This window comes from Pseudomonas sp. TE6283 (assembly GCF_054060555.1).
Genome location: NZ_JBSSDH010000004.1, coordinates 1 through 14,496 on the forward strand (window position 1 = coordinate 1; position 14,496 = coordinate 14,496).

17 protein-coding genes are annotated in these 14,496 nt (G+C 63.6%); 14 read left to right on the forward strand and 3 right to left on the reverse strand.

Annotated elements, in window-relative coordinates:
- Window positions 1-195 precede the first annotated feature (195 nt).
- Window positions 196-465: a DUF3077 domain-containing protein gene (locus tag ACVWZ5_RS07230; RefSeq protein ID WP_028692711.1), complete on the reverse strand. Its 270-nt coding sequence runs from the start codon at window positions 463-465 to the stop codon at window positions 196-198.
- 110 nt (window positions 466-575) lie between these two features.
- A complete protein-coding gene (locus tag ACVWZ5_RS07235) occupies window positions 576-821 on the reverse strand; it encodes a hypothetical protein (protein ID WP_028692710.1) in 246 nt (81 codons plus the stop codon).
- A 436-nt stretch (window positions 822-1,257) separates the two neighbouring features.
- Between ACVWZ5_RS07235 and ACVWZ5_RS07240 the strand changes: the two genes are divergently transcribed.
- Entirely contained in the window at window positions 1,258-1,665 is a 408-nt protein-coding gene (locus ACVWZ5_RS07240; protein WP_051555764.1) for a hypothetical protein, read from the forward strand.
- A 19-nt stretch (window positions 1,666-1,684) separates the two neighbouring features.
- Here ACVWZ5_RS07240 and ACVWZ5_RS07245 read toward each other — a convergent pair whose 3' ends face one another.
- On the reverse strand, window positions 1,685-2,296 hold the full coding sequence (locus ACVWZ5_RS07245) for a hypothetical protein (RefSeq protein WP_457340499.1): 612 nt from the start codon (window positions 2,294-2,296) through the stop codon (window positions 1,685-1,687).
- Window positions 2,297-2,412: 116 nt separating this feature from the next.
- Here ACVWZ5_RS07245 and ACVWZ5_RS07250 point away from each other — a divergent pair, with 116 nt between their 5' ends.
- From ACVWZ5_RS07250 to ACVWZ5_RS07310, 13 genes are all read left to right on the forward strand, one after another.
- A complete protein-coding gene (locus ACVWZ5_RS07250) occupies window positions 2,413-3,225 on the forward strand; it encodes an aminoglycoside phosphotransferase family protein (protein WP_028692708.1) in 813 nt (270 codons plus the stop codon).
- Window positions 3,226-3,550: 325 nt separating this feature from the next.
- Entirely contained in the window at window positions 3,551-4,135 is a 585-nt protein-coding gene (locus ACVWZ5_RS07255) for a hypothetical protein (RefSeq protein ID WP_036986699.1), read from the forward strand.
- 329 nt (window positions 4,136-4,464) lie between these two features.
- On the forward strand, window positions 4,465-4,980 hold the full coding sequence (locus tag ACVWZ5_RS07260) for a sigma-70 family RNA polymerase sigma factor (protein WP_050704877.1): 516 nt from the start codon (window positions 4,465-4,467) through the stop codon (window positions 4,978-4,980).
- The gene (locus ACVWZ5_RS07265) at window positions 4,977-5,897 is read left to right on the forward strand and encodes a FecR domain-containing protein (protein ID WP_062574585.1); all 921 of its coding nucleotides are present in this window, start codon (window positions 4,977-4,979) and stop codon (window positions 5,895-5,897) included. Before ACVWZ5_RS07260 ends, ACVWZ5_RS07265 begins: the two co-directional genes overlap by 4 nt.
- 163 nt (window positions 5,898-6,060) lie before the next feature.
- Complete coding sequence (locus ACVWZ5_RS07270) at window positions 6,061-8,472, forward strand: TonB-dependent siderophore receptor (RefSeq protein ID WP_457340500.1); 2,412 nt, start codon at window positions 6,061-6,063, stop codon at window positions 8,470-8,472.
- Between the two features lie 222 nt (window positions 8,473-8,694).
- Window positions 8,695-8,985, forward strand: a complete 291-nt coding sequence (locus tag ACVWZ5_RS07275; RefSeq protein WP_457340501.1) for a hypothetical protein — start codon at window positions 8,695-8,697, stop codon at window positions 8,983-8,985.
- An 11-nt stretch (window positions 8,986-8,996) separates the two neighbouring features.
- Window positions 8,997-9,629 carry a hypothetical protein gene (locus ACVWZ5_RS07280; protein WP_457340502.1) on the forward strand — a complete coding sequence of 211 codons (633 nt, stop codon included), beginning with the start codon at window positions 8,997-8,999 and terminating at the stop codon, window positions 9,627-9,629.
- An 87-nt stretch (window positions 9,630-9,716) separates the two neighbouring features.
- Window positions 9,717-10,331, forward strand: coding sequence for a YjfI family protein (locus tag ACVWZ5_RS07285; RefSeq protein WP_051555763.1), 615 nt, complete (start codon window positions 9,717-9,719; stop codon window positions 10,329-10,331).
- A 16-nt stretch (window positions 10,332-10,347) separates the two neighbouring features.
- Window positions 10,348-11,049: a PspA/IM30 family protein gene (locus tag ACVWZ5_RS07290; protein ID WP_028692700.1), complete on the forward strand. Its 702-nt coding sequence runs from the start codon at window positions 10,348-10,350 to the stop codon at window positions 11,047-11,049.
- Between the two features lie 217 nt (window positions 11,050-11,266).
- A complete protein-coding gene (locus ACVWZ5_RS07295; RefSeq protein ID WP_028692699.1) occupies window positions 11,267-11,923 on the forward strand; it encodes a DUF2491 family protein in 657 nt (218 codons plus the stop codon).
- 12 nt (window positions 11,924-11,935) lie between these two features.
- A complete protein-coding gene (locus ACVWZ5_RS07300) occupies window positions 11,936-12,361 on the forward strand; it encodes a DUF350 domain-containing protein (protein ID WP_028692698.1) in 426 nt (141 codons plus the stop codon).
- 25 nt (window positions 12,362-12,386) lie between these two features.
- Complete coding sequence (locus tag ACVWZ5_RS07305) at window positions 12,387-13,139, forward strand: DUF1190 domain-containing protein (RefSeq protein WP_062359546.1); 753 nt, start codon at window positions 12,387-12,389, stop codon at window positions 13,137-13,139.
- Window positions 13,140-13,141: 2 nt separating this feature from the next.
- The gene (locus ACVWZ5_RS07310) at window positions 13,142-14,299 is read left to right on the forward strand and encodes a glutathionylspermidine synthase family protein (RefSeq protein ID WP_084941437.1); all 1,158 of its coding nucleotides are present in this window, start codon (window positions 13,142-13,144) and stop codon (window positions 14,297-14,299) included.
- Window positions 14,300-14,496 lie beyond the last annotated feature (197 nt).

Consider the following 14,496-nt stretch of genomic DNA (forward strand, 5'->3'; position numbering starts at 1 on the left):
GCAGCACGTTGCTTGAACTCGCGGGTATAGGTCTTTCGTTCTTGCATGGAACCTCCTGAATGGGCGAATCATATCGCCCTTAAGAGGTGTCCGGGGTTAGTAGACCACTACACCTTGTGTCGCGAAAGGGTCGCAAAGCGACCCCGGCAGTTTCAAGCCGAACGCCATTCTCAATACCTTGAAAGGGCTGATTTTTCAGCGGCTCATCCCCAACTCCGCATCATCCATCAGCGCCTTGGCCAATGCACTCAGGTAATACGCCGCCCAGAGCATCTGCGGTTTCTCCTCCATGATCCCGGTGATGGTCAGGTCGCGCACGCAGCCCATCAGTTCCGAGGCCTGATCCCGCGCATGCTGGCAAGGGATCCCAGGTTCGATGCAGAACAGCGGATCGGTCTGGCCTTCGCCTTGGTAGAACTTGGTCTTGCCCACGGTGGTGTGGGGTGTGGTGGTGTCTGTGGTCATTATTGGATCTCCCTGAAGTTTTCGCTGCCTGGTCTGACGCTATCGCGGGGCAAGCCCGCTCCCACGGTGGGATGCGATGGCGTCAGCTCAGGTGCCACAGGCCTTGGGGTCTAGTGCAACGGACGCGGCTGCGCGTTCGGCATCTGTACCTGGATCAATGCCGATTCCAGCAGTACGCGTAGGGCTTCCATCTCATGCATCGACGCCATCATCAGGATCGCGGCGGGCGATCTGGGTTTGAGCTGTACGGCATGATGGGCCACGGTCAATGCACACAGGGCGTACTCGGTGGCCTGGATGAGGGTGTCTTCGAGGGAGTGGTGGTCGTGGGGTGGGTCGGGGACGATCTTGAGCATGTACTTATTCCTTTCGAAGGGCTGCCACCTGTCTGCTGTCAAACATTAGGGTGGCAGCTGTACGTGGGTTGACAGACCGGCGGAATAAGCAAAGTTCCGGCGCACGCAAGCGTGCCCGCACGTACAGCCGCCATCGAGGGCTAGCCGTATGCTTAATACCGTTGCGGCCTGTCAAAGCCGGTCGCTGAACACCAGCGACTCGCCCGAGACTAGAGCCCGATCAGAGCAGTCGCAACGGAAAAAAGGCGGCAGCAGTATGTTTGGGAAATGGACTACAAGGAAGGGGCTTAATCTGATTCTCGCTGTCTTGCTGAGCGCTTTATAAGTAGTGACTGGCAAAGGGCTTGGGCAATGGGTGTACATCGCATGCAAGGTGGTGTTCCATGCCGAACACCCGTGTTCCTGCTGATGCACCTCAACCTCAAAGGCCAGCGAGATGCCTGATTTTGTCGACCTGATTTGCCAGTGGTATGGCGCAGACGAACTTGAGTCTGTCGACGCGATAGCGCGTTTGATTCCGGCGCTGGAGTTCGTTGCCATGACCGCAACACAGCAGGAGCAAGCGCTGCCGGGTTGCCTGGCCTGCGAGGTGTGGAGCGCCAGGATGCGTCATGTACAGGACGCGCTTCAGGTCGTCGGTAATGCCTTGCCTGATTCGATTGCGGCGCCATTGAACCGTGTATGGGCGCTCTATGCGTCGATGGGCGACGGCGACTTGCCTTGCCATGATCGGTCGATCTTTCAGCGCGGCCACTGGCAACCGATGCGCGAGGCAGCCACGCAGGTTTTGAGTGCCATGGGGCCTGGGACGGTCAAGACGTTACTGGCAGACTTCTCCCGTTGAGGCAGTTGCAGGGCTGGCGTCATTCAGCAGCTTCGCCATGGGGAAGTGGCTTCCTGCGCAGCGCATTGAATACCGCCTCGGTGTGCCAGGTTTCCGGCCCGATCAGGATTGCGTCCAGTGGCTCGGCATGTAGCTCGATCTGTGTGGTGATACCTTCGATGGCCAGCAGTTGCCGGGCATCTTCAAGTTGCCGGCGGATACCCTTGAACCACAGCCGGCCTGCCCCCTTCAAAAGGAACAGGGTATCGGGATAGGAGTAGGCGAGCTTCTGTCGCAGATTGATCACCGCCGTTCTGTTTTCACGAGAGAACGAAGGCGCCAGTACATAGGTTTTGCCCGCTGTGGCATGGAGGTCGTCCTTGTCCTGCAGGTATTCCTCGATAGTGAAGCAGTTGGCGACTGTTTCGAGCGCGCCGCTGTTTACATCGACCAGATGGGCGTTGACGCCGACGTAGCAATACTCGGTCTTGCCATGCACCACGCAGTCCTCGCTGTTGCAACGAACTACCCAGTAGTCACCCTTCGCAGTGAGTTCACAGGACTGAATGACGAACCGTTCCGGGCGGCCGTCTCGGATGACGTCTTTAAGAAAGTCGAGGACGATGGCGCTGGCTTGGTGTGCGGATAGCATCTACTGGTACTCGAGTAAGCGTCGCGTCAGGATAGTCATTTCCGAATGAACGGCATCGATGGATGTTCACCGGCTCATAGAGCCCCGTTCACAAGTGAATCGCGAGTAATGAAACCATGTTTGACCACTACCTGAAACGATGGGCGCTTACCCTCGACGGGGACGCGCTCGTTTCGTTGAACGGCCATCTTCTCCAGGTTCGCCAGGGCGATACACCCGCCATGCTGAAAATCGCGCAATCACCCGAAGAGCAGGCCGGCAACCAGCTCATGGCCTGGTGGGGCGGTGATGGTGCGGCCTCGGTACTGGCTCATGATGGCGAGGCATTGTTGATGAAGCGGGCGCAAGGCTCGGCATCCTTGGCGCAGATGGTTGCCGATGGCCGGGATGATGAAGCCACGCGCATCCTCTGCGCGGTGGTAGCCCGCCTACACGCCCCACGCGCTGAGCCAATGCCTGCGCTGGTTCCGCTGGCGCAATGGTTCGAAGCGTTGTGGAGTGCGGCGGCAACTCACGGTGGGGTGCTGGAATACAGTGCCAGGGCGGCGAGGGCGCTTTTGGCCGAACCGCAGGATGTGGTAGTGCTGCACGGCGATATCCATCACGGCAACGTGCTGGATTTCGGGCCGGCTGGATGGCTCGCCATCGATCCCAAGGGGCTGTACGGCGAGCGCGGCTTCGATTACGCCAACATCCTCTGCAACCCCGACGATGCAAGCGCGTTGGCACCGGGGGCCTTTGCGCGTCGGATAGCGATTATCTCGACTGCTGCCGGTATTGATCGGCGCAGGATTTTGCAATGGGTGTTGGCATGGGCAGGGTTGTCGGCGACCTGGATGATCGAGGACGGTGTCGAGCCGTACCGTAGGCTTGAGATGGTGAAGCTGGCAGCTTCGGCGCTCGACTGCGACGTTCAGGTTTCTGACTGAACCGGGTGCCTCACAGATTCGACAGGGTTGACACTACCCCAGAGGTTCGTTGCAATGGCCCGGCATGTCACGGACGATGCAAGGGACTTGTCATGGCCAGGACGCTATCGCTCGCCCAGAGCAATCTGCTCTGTTTCTCCACTGGCTGGTCAAAGACCGGCTGCGCTTTCCTGTCCGGACTTTCCAGCATTGCCCCCATAGAAGCGTGTGGCGCAAGCCTGCTGGTGCCTCAGCCAGTCATCGTGCCCATCCCAGGGAGCGGCCATCAGCGGGTCGCATGGACTTGCCGCCGCCACCCGGCGCGGCCCCATACAAGGAGATTCTGATGCGACTGCAATTCCCATTGACCCTCAGTACCAGCGACTGGGAGTACGAGACTGCCAGCAGTGGCGGATTGACGGTGATGTTCGCAGCGGCCAGTGGTGGCATGCTGACCTTGAAAGATCCCACCGGTGCCCTGCATCAGTATCGCTACGGCTCGGCCGGCGTCGGCGCTGGTGCCGGTGCCCGCCTGCCACGGTACGGCAAGGTCAACTTGCAGGTGCGGGGCAAGAGCGTCGGAGCGGCAGGCGCGACTGAAGATTTCTATGCCAGAGGCAAAGTGCTGGTAGCTGACTCGATCGCGGCGCGCGGCCTGAACCGCGAGGACTTCAAGGGGGCTTGCGTGTTCATCGAAGGGGGGCTGGGGCTGATAGGCGGCGCCAGCTTCTCGGGCATGCTGTTCGGTCTGGACACCAAGCTGCTGGCCATGACTGCGGCCACGGTGATTCCGGTGGGCCAACTGCTCCTTCCGCAAGACACCACCGAGCGCCTGCTGCGCTCGGCCAAGGGTGTGATCCTCACAGGCGGCGTGAACGCGGGGTTGCAGGCTGGGGTAGGTGGGACATTTACCTTGGGCGGGCTGTTCTGAGCGGCGATCCTGCGTGAGCCGATTGAAAGCAACTGGCTTATGGGAATGGCGTCATATGCCGGGATGGCGATAACGCTCGGCCACGGGCGCTGATCCAGCAGCAGATTGCGTTGCAGATCACCGAGTTTCTGGCGCAGTCATTTCACAACTGACGACGATCCATCATGGGCGGATCAATTGTTGCGCAGCTGATGCAGGCAATCGATCCGTTCATGAACGGCTTTCCAGCAATGTGAGCGTACCTGCCACCATTCCCAATCCTGCCCTCACTGAGTACACTTGCGACAAATTCTTATTTGCACCTGGTAATCTTTTTGGGGGAGGGCGAGATGTCCACCGTTGTTCCCGCCGGCACTGTCCACTGCGGCCTGGAAACGCTCTACCGCGAGCACAGCACCTGGCTCCACGGCTGGCTGCGCCAACGCCTGAACAGCTCCGCCGATGCCGCCGACCTGGCCCAGGACACCTTCATCCGCGTGCTGCTGGCGCGCACCGCCGGCACCCTCAACCAGCCACGTCATTACCTGGCCACCATCGCCCGTGGCCTGGTCATCGACCTCTATCGCCGCCGCAGCCTGGAAACCGCCTATCTCGAAGCGCTGGCGCTGCAGCCGGAGAACTACGCACCTTCCGCCGAGACCCACGCCGCCATCCTCGATACCCTGATGGCCATCGACCGGATGCTCGACGGCCTCGGCCCGCGCACCCGGGCGATCTTCCTTGCCGTGCAACTGGACGGATTGAGCTACGAAAAGGCCGCCGAACGCCTCGGTGTTTCGGTGAGCACCGTGCGCAAGCACCTGGCGCGCGGGCTGATGCACTGCCTGCTGGTCGAGGGTGCATGAAGGCCATTCTTGCCGAGGCCGTGGACTGGTACGTGCGCTTGCACGACAGCAACGTCGACGCCGCCACCCACGCTTCCTGGCAAGCCTGGCGCGCCGCCGACCCTCGCCATGCCGCCGCCTGGGCGCGGCTGGAGGCGCTGCAAGGCCGCCTGGGCAACGCCCCCAGCGGTGCCGCGCAGACCCTGGAAATCGCCCGGCGGGATCGGCGCCATGCCATGAAGGTACTGGCGCTGTTGCTAGGTGCTGGCGTGGTGGGATGGCAGGGCTACCGGATCTCGCCATGGAGCGCCGACTACTCGACCCGGACCGGCGAGCGGCGCCGAGTGACCCTGGCCGATGGCACGCGCCTGGACCTCAATACCAACAGCCGCGTCGATATCCGTTTCGACGCTGGCCAGCGGCTGATCCACCTGCGCCAGGGCGAGATCCTGGTGGAAACCGCCAAGGACCCGCGTCCGCTCAGCGTACGCACCGCTGAAGGCGTGATCCTTGCCCTCGGCACCCGATTCAGCGTGCGCCAGGACGCCGGGATGAGCCATGTGGCGGTCGCCGCCCATGCCGTGGAGGTGCGGCCAGGGCAAACGTCGCGAGTGGTGCGTATCGATGCCGGGTATGGGCTGAGCTTCGGCGCCGACAGCCTCGGGCCGCTGCGTCCCCTGGCTGCCGGCGCCCAAGCCTGGGCACAGGGCATGCTGGTCAGCGTCGATTGGTGCCTGGGCGATGTGGTGCGTGAGCTGGCGCGCTATCGGCCTGGTTATCTGGGGTGTGCGCAGGAGGTTGCCGGGTTGCGGCTGTCGGGGGCGTTCAATCTTGATGATACCGATGTCGCGTTGGCCAGTCTGGAAGACGCGTTGCCGGTTCGGGCAAGGCGCGTGACGCGCTATTGGGTGCGCCTGGAGCCACTTGGGATGGGGTAGGTAGAACACACCCTTCTGAAATTTTTTCGTGGGTGATTGCTCATCCTTCCTCAACATTCGAGAATTTTTCGCATTTGGGGTAGCAGATTTTTCGCGCTGCTTCGGCTCATCAGGGCGCGCGCTTCAAGCGTGCCCAAGCCAACCAGCACAGGAACCCCTTTTCATGTCCGCACGCCGTACCTCGCTAGCCTGCAGCATTCGCCAGGCGACCCTTGCGCTTGGCCTTTGCGGTGCCGCATTGGCCACCTCGACCGCCTGGGCCGCCGCGCAGCGCTACGATATCCCGGCCGGCAGCCTGGCTGCTGCGATCAGCCAGTTCGCCGCCGCCAGCGGCGTGACCATCAGCTTCAGCAACGACGAAACCACCGGGCTGCATTCATCGGGGCTGCGCGGCAGCTTCGAACTGGAGCAGGGGTTCACCACGTTGCTGCAGGGCTCCGGATTGCGGGTGCAGCAGGTGGGCGAGAAGCGCTATGTGCTGAGCAAGGTACAGAACGACGGCGCCGTCGAGCTGGGCGCCACCAGCATCGATGCGTTGGGCCTGGGCAGCACCACCGAAGGCACCGGTAGCTACACCACAGGCTCCGCTAACACCGCGACCGGCCTGCGCCTGTCGGCGCGGGAGACGCCGCAGTCCGTCAGCGTGGTAACCCGCCAGCAGATCGAGGACCAGAACCTCACGGATGTGACCCAGGTGCTCGAGCAGACGCCGGGCGTGGTCGTCGACAGCATGGGGCCAGCCGGTAGCGACGCCAACCATATCTACGTGCGGGGCTTCCAGGTCGGCAGCATCCAGGTCGACGGCGTCAACCGCCCCGATACCTTCGGCTTTCGCGACGACCTGGCCGACATGGTGTCCTACGACCGCGTGGAAGTGGTGCGCGGGGCCACCGGGCTGATGTCGGGCACCGGCGATCCCGGCGCCACCGTCAACCTGATTCGCAAGAAGCCGACCGTCGAGACCCAGCGCAAGCTGACCCTCAAGGCTGGCTCGTGGGACAGCTACCGTACCGAGCTGGACCTGTCCGGCAAGCTGTCTGAAAGCGGCCATGTGCGTGGCCGTTTCGTGGCCTCGACCACCGACAGCCAGAGCAACGTCGACCGCCAGTCGCTGGAGCGGCAGGTGGCCTACGGCGTGGTGGAATGGGACGTCACCGACAGCACGATGCTGACCGTGGGCGCGGAATACCAGGAGATGGACAACGATGGCGCGGGCAACCACGGTTTCCCGATGTACAACGCCGATGGCAGCCATTTCAGCCCGTCGCGTTCGTTCAACTCGGCCTCGGACTGGAGCTACCACAAGCGCCGCACGAAAACCCTGTTCACCACCCTGGAGCATCAGTTGGACAGCGGCTGGCAACTGAAGCTGAACGCCGAGCACAGCCGTCGCAGCTACGACGACACCTTCGCCACCGCCGCCAGCGGCACCGTCAATCCCGATGGCAGCGGCATCAGCACCTGGACCGGCCGTTGGGCGGGCGAGCCGCGGCAGACGTCGTTCGACCTCTCGGCCACCGGCCCGTTCGAGCTGCTGTCCCGTGAGCACCAGGCGTACCTTGGTGCCAGCCACTACCGGGCCTACTACCGTAACCCCGGCTACCAGCTGTGGACGATCCAGCCGATCGACAACATCCATACCTGGGACGGTTCGCTGGCGATCCCGGATGCCATCCACACCAAGTATTCGCAAGACGCGCTGGACGAAACCCAGGACGGCCTGGTGGCGTCGGTGCGCTGGAGCCTGAACGATGACCTGTCGCTGATTACCGGTGCGCGGGTGATCGACTGGAAGCGCAATGAAACCGGGACGACCCTGTCGACCGGCGCGACCACACGCACCTCGCGCAGCGAGACCGGAGTGGTCACGCCCTACGTGGGGCTGGTCTACGACTTCGCCGAGAACTGGTCGGCCTACGCCAGCTACACCGCCATCTTCAAGCCGCAGAGCAGGCAGGATGCCAGTGGTGGCTATATCGAACCGCTGGAGGGGGTGAACTACGAACTGGGTATCAAGAGCGAGTTCTGGGACAAGCGCCTGACCACTGCCTTCAGTGTCTTCGAAGTGCAGCAGGACAACCTGGCCGTGGCCGACGGCGACAAGCTGGCGCCGAACGGCGACCAGGCCTACCGCGCCGAGTCCGGCACCAAGACCCGTGGTTTCGAGATGGAGGCGGCCGGGCAGATCCTGCCCGACTGGCAAGTCTCTGCCAGCTACACCTATGCCCAGGCCGAGGACGCCGATGGCAAGCGCCTGCTCACCGAAGTACCCCGCGACACCTTCAAGCTGTTCACCAGCTATCAACTGCAGTCCCTGCCGCAGCTGAAAGTCGGCGGCGGCGTGCGCTGGCAGGGCATGGAGTACAAGAAGAAAGCGGGGCCCCATGGCGAGACGTTCACCCAGGACGCCTACAGCGTGGTCGACCTGATGGCGCAGTACGCGATCACGCCGCAGACCAGCGTTTCGCTGAACCTCAACAACGTGCTGGACGAGAAGTACTACTCGGCGATCGGCGCACGTGGCTGGTATGGCACACCGCGCAGTGCCACGGCGACGTTGGTCTACGCGTTCTAGCGTTGTGGCGTCCGATGGTTCCCATGCGTGGGAACCATCTCCTTCCTGAAAGTACCTGTTACACCCTCAACCGACACGCCTTTCCCTGGCAAGCCATAGTGCTTACCCAGGCGTTTTCCGCATCCCGGAGCAACAGCAGCGCCGCCGGTCGGCTGAATCAACTGCAAGGGTGGATTCTGTCGAGGTTTTGTACGATGATTTTCGTAATGACAGGGAAGGATCATGCCAAAAGGTTTCAGGGCAGTCAGGAGCGCGGTAGTCGCCGCGCTCGAATCCGGCAGTTACCTGCACGTTTCAAGGGGCGATATCGAGGTCAAGAACCTGCTGGCCATTGGCGAGGTCGGCGCAGGTGAAGTCATCGACATCATCCACTCTTGCGACGGTAGCCACTACAGCAGCAGTCCGCATCATGCCGTGCCGGCCATCGAGGTCCATGTGCTCAAGCGCCGCGGCTGGTACATCAAGTTCTATTTCATCGAGCCCCAGACGTGGTTCATCAGCGTTCACCAGTGAGTATTCCGACCATGAAGATCCTGTTCGAAGGCGATACCGGCCAGGCCCTGTGCGAGCACTGCCAGGCGCTCGTCGGCATGCATTACATCCGGCGTGATGTGCCCTTCAGCGATGGCCAGGGCATTGCGAGGGACATCCTGGTGGGCGTGTGCGATGGCTGCGACACGGTGGTGGCCATCCCGCCGCAGTCCACCCCGGCGATCCGCGAGGCGCGCAAGCAGCAGCTCAAGTCCATCGAGGCGCGGCTGCCAGCGGTCTATCTCGACGTACTGGATGCGGCTATGCAGGCTGTCTGCAGCGAGGCGGGTTTGCACCTGCGCAAGCTGTTTCTCGCCCATTACTTCCAGTGGCTGGTGCAGGCGCGCCAGGGCATGGGCTTGCAGCATGGCCACGAGGCCTTCGTGACGGCCCTGGAGGCGCAGCAGCGTCAGCGTGGGTTGCAGGCATCGGGGGCCACCCGGCGCTTGTCGATGAAGGTCAACGCACACATGGCCGAAGACTTTCTGGCACTGCTGCAGCAGACCCGGATGAGCCAGACCGAGCTGCTCAAGGCGGTGATTGCGCGGATCCGGATGGACGTGCTCGAAGTGCGCGATCCCCAGGTGATCGAGGTGTTGCAGCGATTGGTGCGGGTGGCCGGGTAGCGGGCGCATCGTGGCTCACATGTGAGACTTGCGAACGTCACAATCCAGGCGTAACGTACCTCACATGTGAGACAAGGACACCCCTCGATGGCAGGCAAGAAAAGCTCCACCGACTACATGCGCGACATGCGTGCCCGGCTCAAGGCCGCCGGCCTGGTCAAGCGTGAGCTGTGGATCCTGCCAGAGCATGCCGCCGCCTTGCGCGGTATCGAGAAGGCTTTACGTCAGCCCCTCGCGGGCAAACAGGTCAGAACGGAGGATTTCATGACCGAGCACAACCATTGGACGATCGAATCGCTGCACGGCGCCCTCCAGGGCCTGGAGGATGTGCGTGGCGGGGCGATCGGCCTGTCCCTGCAACAGGGCGCCGAACCCAGCCTGAAGCTGGTGATGCACGAGCTGGACGGCCTGCCGCTGTACATCGCCGTGGCCGGCGAGCAGATCCTGGTCGACACGCTGCTGGTCGAAGCCAGCCAGGTGAAGGACGCGGCCGCCTTCAACGATGCGGTGCTGCGCACCCGCGACGTGTTCCCGCTGTCGTCCATCGGCCTGCACAGGCTGCCCTCGGGCGAGTCGGTGTACACCATGTTCGGCGCCCTGAGCGCGGCCTCGTCGCTGGACAACATCGTCCAGGAGATCCACACCCTGGCCGACAACGTCATCACCGCCGCCGAAGACTTCGAAGACTACTTCACCCACTGATTCCGGAGATTGCCCCATGAGCCTGTTGAAAAAGATCGTCACCGCCCTGCGTGGCGGCGCTTCGGAAGTCGGTGAGGCGATCGTCGACTCCCAGGCCCTGCGCATCCTCGACCAGGAGATCCGCGACGCGGACAACAACCTGATCGATGCGCGCAACCAGCTGGTCAAGATCATGGCCAAGCACAAGACCGCGCAGCAGCGCATCACCGAGTTCGACAAGACCATCGGTGACTGGGAGCAGAAGGCCATCGCCGCCCTGGACAAGGGCGAGGAAGGGCTTGCCCACGAGTGCGCGGCGCGCATCGCCGACCTGACCAACCAGCGCGATTCCGAGCAGGCGCTGGCCGACCAGTTCGGTGCGTCGGTGGCGACCCTGACCGCCACCGTGAGCAAGACCGAGGCGCAGATCAAGGGCCTCAAGCAGCAGGTGGACCTGGTCAAGGCCCGCGAGAGCGTGCAGCGCGCCCAGGTGAGCGCGGCGTCGGCCACCGGCGGCGCCAATGGCAGCCTGGAGACGGCGGTCGGCTCGCTGGACCGCATCAAGAAGCGCCAGAGCGAACGCGCGGCCGAGCTGGAAGCGGCGGCGGAGCTGGCCGGCAAGGCCGATGGCAGCGACCTGGAGGCACGCCTGAAGGCGGCCGGGATCGGCGCCAGCAACAGCGGCGCCGATGATGTGCTGGCGCGCTTGAAGGCCAAGGCGGCGAAGCCGGCGGAGTGATCCGTTGAGTGGGCCGGCCCTATCACGGGGCCGGCGCAACACCCGATGCCAGACCCGTTGGCGGCGCGCACGAAAAGCAGTATCGTGTCGCCCCCGCCAAAGGACTGCCGCGACCCAAGGGATCTTCAATGTCGCCTTCTCCCCACAGGCCCTGCCTGTTCGCTTCAGCACCTGCATTGGCTCCGGTTCCGTCACCCTCTCACCCAGGAGATGCCCCGTGGGTTGGTTGAAACGCTTCATGGGCTTCGAAGCCCCCAAACCTGCCGCCGGCAGCCAGGCCCAAGGCAACCTGCCGTTTGGCCTGGGCAGCGGGCGCATGCTCAAGCTCGACCCCTCGCTCAAGCTGCTGCTCGACGGTCACTCTGAACTGGAAGTCCCCGAGCAGGAAGTGGTCTGGGCCGTCGGCGAGGTCGACCTTGGCCAGTCGGTGCGCCTGGCGCGCTTCTACATGGAAGACGAAGACTACTGGCTGCAGGTGGTGATGAACGGCACGTCTGCCGAGGACGTGCGCGATATCATCCTGTTCGGCTACTACAGCGTGCTGCCGATCAACAGTGACGCCGAACTCAAGCGCCTGGTGGGCCCCGAGTCGACCATCGGCCTGCCGTACTACGAGCACGAAGGCTATGAGTTCGTCCGCCAGTGGGGCAGCGAAGAGGGGCAGACCGAGCTGACGCCGATCAGCGAACGTGTCACCAGCCCCGAGACCAGCTACCGCATCCAGCACCTGTCCATGCTGTATGCCCGCGAGACCGGCCTGACCGATCGCCGCGAGTTCCTCCTGCTGTCGGTGGAGGAGGACGAACAAGGCAATGTCAGCCTGACCACTTCGGTGGGTGTCACCCTGCAATCAACGGACTTCAACGTCATCTGACAAGGATTCACCATGCTCGACGCTCTTCGCATGTCGCTCAACGCCCAGGCAGTGATCGGCTTCATCCTCTACATCAGCGTGGCGCTGGTGCTGTTCTGGGTATTCCAGTTCATCTACACGCACCTCACCCCGCACCGCGAGTTCGCCCTGATCCGCGACAACAACAGCGCCGCGGCCATCGCCCTGGGCGGCGCGCTGATCGGCTTCTCGCTGCCGGCCAGCAACATCATCGCCTACAGCGTCAGCCTGCTCGATTTCGTGGTCTGGGTGGTGATCGCCGCGGTGGTGCAACTGCTGGCCTTCGGCATCACCAGCCTGGTGCTCAAGGGCCTGGCCAGCCGTATCGCCAAGGGCGAGATGGCCGCCGCGATCTACGCCGCCGCCGTGGCGATCAGCGTGGGCTTCCTCAACTCGGCCTGCATGACCCCGTCGGTCTGAGCCGTTTGCGCGCAAGGAGCCCTACATGAGACGAAGTTCCGTCAAGCTGGTGCTGGCCAGCTCCCTGCCGCTGGCGCTTACCGCGTGCAGCGCGCCCGAGGAGACCTACACGGTCAGCAAGCGCAGCAACTACACCACGGTCCAGGCCTGCGTCGATGACAAGATGCCGGTGGACGTGTGTTCCGACGCCTACATGCAGGCGTTGGCCGACCACCGCCGCATCGCCCCGACCTATGGCGACAAGGCCGCCTGCGAGGCCGACTTCGTGCCGGACTACTGCCAGGTCACCAGTGACAACCGCTACATGCCGCGCCTCGGCGGCTTCGAGCTGGCGGTGTCGGGCGAGGTCAGCCAGTCCCAGGTCGACGCGGCCCGCGCCCAGGTCGAGAACAGCGGCCAGGCCAGTAGCGGCGGCAGCAACTTCAACGGCCTGCTTACCGGCCTGTTGCTCGGCCAAGTGCTCAGCGGCGGCAATCGCCAGTACTACTCGCAGCCGGTCTACCAGTACCGTGACAGCAGCGGCGGATACCGCAGCACCACGCTCGGCCAGCAGATCGACCAGGGCAAGCGCTTCGAGCGCTCCGACCAGGCCCAGCAGAGCGGCGGCAGCTATTCCAGCTACTACTCCGGCAGCTCGAGCGGGCGCAGCTACAAATCCAGCACCTCGACCCGCTCCAGTGTGTCCTCGTCGATCTCCCGCGGCGGCTTCGGCAGCCAGGCCACTGCGCGCAGCGGCTGGGGCGGCAAGAGCAGCGGCGGCTTCAGCTTCGGCGGTTGAGCATGCGCAAGATCAGCATCGACGAACGCCCGGACTGGCGCGCCACCGCCGAACGTGAAGGTTTCGCCTTCCACACCATCGACGGCGAGCGCTACTGGGACGAGCGCGGCTACTACCAGTTCAGCGAGGCCCAGGTCAGCCGTGACCTGGAGGCGCCCACGCAAGAGCTGCATGCCATGTGCCTGGATGCGGTCGAGCGCATCGTCGACAGCGAGGCGTTGATGACCCGCCTGGCGATCCCGCCGGCGTTCTTCGACCTGGTGCGCCGTTCGTGGAAAGAGGGGCATCCGCACCTCTACGGGCGCTTCGACTTCAGCTACGACGGCCAGGGCCCGGCCAAGTTGATCGAGGCCAACTACGACACGCCGACCTCGCTGTACGAGGCGGCGGCGTTCCAGCTGATCTGGCTGGAGCAGCAGATCGAGCGCGGCGTGCTGCCGGCCCATGCCAGCCAGTTCAATACCCTGGCCGAGGACCTGGTGCGGGCCTTCGGCGCCTTCGAGCGCGAAAGCCCGTTCTACTTCTCGGCCATCGCCGGTTCCGTCGAAGACCGTGGCACCACGGATTTTCTGCGCAAGATGGCCGGGCACGTGGGTATCAGCACCCGGCATATCGACTTGGAGGACATCGGCCTGAACGGCGAAGGGCGCTTCGTCGACCTCGAAGGCCGGCCGATCCCGCGCCTGTTCAAGCTGCACGCCTGGGAGCATATCTTCCACGAGGACTTCGGCCAGGCCATCGCCGGCTGCGATACCCAGTTCGTGGAACCGGCGTGGAAGGCGCTGATCTCCAACAAGGGCATCCTGCCGCTGCTGTGGGAATGGCACGAAGGGCACCCGAACCTGCTGCCGGCGTTTCTCGACCAAGACCCGCGACGCCCGGTGCCCAAGGGCTGGGTACGCAAGCCGTACTTCTCCCGCGAGGGTGCCAACGTGGATATCCGCACCGCCGACGACCAGCGGGTGTTCGAGGACGGGCCCTACGACGATGCGCCGTACATCCTGCAGGGCTTTGCGCCGTTGCCGAAGTTCGGCGACAGCTACACCCTGATCGGCTCCTGGGTGATCGGTGACCTGGCCTCGGGGATCGGCATTCGTGAAGACGACACGCTGATCACCAAGGACAGCTCGCGTTTCCTGCCCCATGTAGTACTGGACTGACCGCCTGCGCTCTCCTTGTAGGAGCGGCCTTGTGTCGCGAAAGGGCCGCAAAGCGGCCCCGGCAGTCTTTGCGTCAACGCTGAAATCCCGGGGCTGCTGCGCAGCCCTTTCGCGACACAAGGCCGCTCCTACACGAGCAAGCAACTGACTCATGATGGCACCTCCGGTGGTCGGTTTCAGGACGCGCCGGGTCGCCC

Excerpts from the sequence above, each read along its gene's own strand:
- ACVWZ5_RS07260 (WP_050704877.1), top strand. The coding sequence starts at position 4,465 with ATGTCCACCGTTGTTCCCGCCGGCACTGTCCACTGCGGCCTGGAAACG.
- ACVWZ5_RS07310 (WP_084941437.1), top strand. The coding sequence starts at position 13,142 with ATGCGCAAGATCAGCATCGACGAACGCCCGGACTGGCGCGCCACCGCC.
- ACVWZ5_RS07245 (WP_457340499.1), bottom strand. The coding sequence starts at position 2,296 with ATGCTATCCGCACACCAAGCCAGCGCCATCGTCCTCGACTTTCTTAAA.
- ACVWZ5_RS07265 (WP_062574585.1), top strand. The coding sequence starts at position 4,977 with ATGAAGGCCATTCTTGCCGAGGCCGTGGACTGGTACGTGCGCTTGCAC.
- ACVWZ5_RS07270 (WP_457340500.1), top strand. The coding sequence starts at position 6,061 with ATGTCCGCACGCCGTACCTCGCTAGCCTGCAGCATTCGCCAGGCGACC.
- ACVWZ5_RS07275 (WP_457340501.1), top strand. The coding sequence starts at position 8,695 with ATGCCAAAAGGTTTCAGGGCAGTCAGGAGCGCGGTAGTCGCCGCGCTC.
- ACVWZ5_RS07280 (WP_457340502.1), top strand. The coding sequence starts at position 8,997 with ATGAAGATCCTGTTCGAAGGCGATACCGGCCAGGCCCTGTGCGAGCAC.
- ACVWZ5_RS07255 (WP_036986699.1), top strand. The coding sequence starts at position 3,551 with ATGCGACTGCAATTCCCATTGACCCTCAGTACCAGCGACTGGGAGTAC.
- ACVWZ5_RS07250 (WP_028692708.1), top strand. The coding sequence starts at position 2,413 with ATGTTTGACCACTACCTGAAACGATGGGCGCTTACCCTCGACGGGGAC.
- ACVWZ5_RS07290 (WP_028692700.1), top strand. The coding sequence starts at position 10,348 with ATGAGCCTGTTGAAAAAGATCGTCACCGCCCTGCGTGGCGGCGCTTCG.
- ACVWZ5_RS07235 (WP_028692710.1), bottom strand. The coding sequence starts at position 821 with ATGCTCAAGATCGTCCCCGACCCACCCCACGACCACCACTCCCTCGAA.
- ACVWZ5_RS07300 (WP_028692698.1), top strand. The coding sequence starts at position 11,936 with ATGCTCGACGCTCTTCGCATGTCGCTCAACGCCCAGGCAGTGATCGGC.
- ACVWZ5_RS07230 (WP_028692711.1), bottom strand. The coding sequence starts at position 465 with ATGACCACAGACACCACCACACCCCACACCACCGTGGGCAAGACCAAG.
- ACVWZ5_RS07240 (WP_051555764.1), top strand. The coding sequence starts at position 1,258 with ATGCCTGATTTTGTCGACCTGATTTGCCAGTGGTATGGCGCAGACGAA.
- ACVWZ5_RS07285 (WP_051555763.1), top strand. The coding sequence starts at position 9,717 with ATGGCAGGCAAGAAAAGCTCCACCGACTACATGCGCGACATGCGTGCC.
- ACVWZ5_RS07305 (WP_062359546.1), top strand. The coding sequence starts at position 12,387 with ATGAGACGAAGTTCCGTCAAGCTGGTGCTGGCCAGCTCCCTGCCGCTG.